The following is a 674-nucleotide window of genomic DNA, read 5'->3' on the forward strand; positions in this document are numbered from 1 at the left end:
GATGGGTGGGATGGCCATAATCAGCCTAGCCATCCTGCTGATAATTATTTTAGCGATTGCAGCTTTGATAAAATACCTATTCAGTTCACCACAACATAAATAATTTAATGTCGCTGCTTACGTCTAACGAGGTGATGCAGGTATTTCCGTGCACAGCCGGGCCATCACCAAAGGCTGGGGCGGCACGATGACCACCTTCAAAGGTAATCAGATCGGTCGGCGGATCGCGCTTGGCAGCGTGGTCGGTCTTGGAGTGGCGATGGCGTTCGTCATCATCGATCCCGATGCCCTTGATGCTCTGGCGCATTTACTTGGTTGGAACCACCACGGCAAATTGACGACTACCACCGATTCCGCGATCCCGCCCGGTGCGCCGATCGGCGGGCAGTTCACCCTGACCAACCAGTTCAACCGGACGATGACCCCAGCGAGTTTTCACGGGCGCTGGATGCTGGTCTATTTCGGCTATACGCGCTGCCCGGATGAGTGCCCTCTGACACTCGAAAAAATGGCGATCATGATGAACTCGCTCGGGAAGCTCGCCAAACATGTTGCTCCTGTCTTTATCACCGTCGATCCAACCCATGATACGCCGGCAGTATTGAGAACATATCTACCCAAATTCAGCGACACGATCATCGGTCTTACCGGCAAGGTTCCGGAGATCGCCAAGG

The 674-nt window shown here is 53.9% G+C and carries 1 protein-coding gene; it reads left to right on the forward strand.

Features of this window, described 5'->3' with window-relative positions:
- Positions 1-148 precede the first annotated feature (148 nt).
- The coding region (locus SIL87_RS20225) for an SCO family protein (RefSeq protein WP_319612655.1) at positions 149-674 on the forward strand (526 nt) is incomplete at its 3' end.

Source organism: Acidiphilium acidophilum (assembly GCF_033842475.1).
In the GTDB taxonomy this organism is placed as follows: Bacteria; Pseudomonadota; Alphaproteobacteria; order Acetobacterales; family Acetobacteraceae; genus Acidiphilium; species Acidiphilium acidophilum.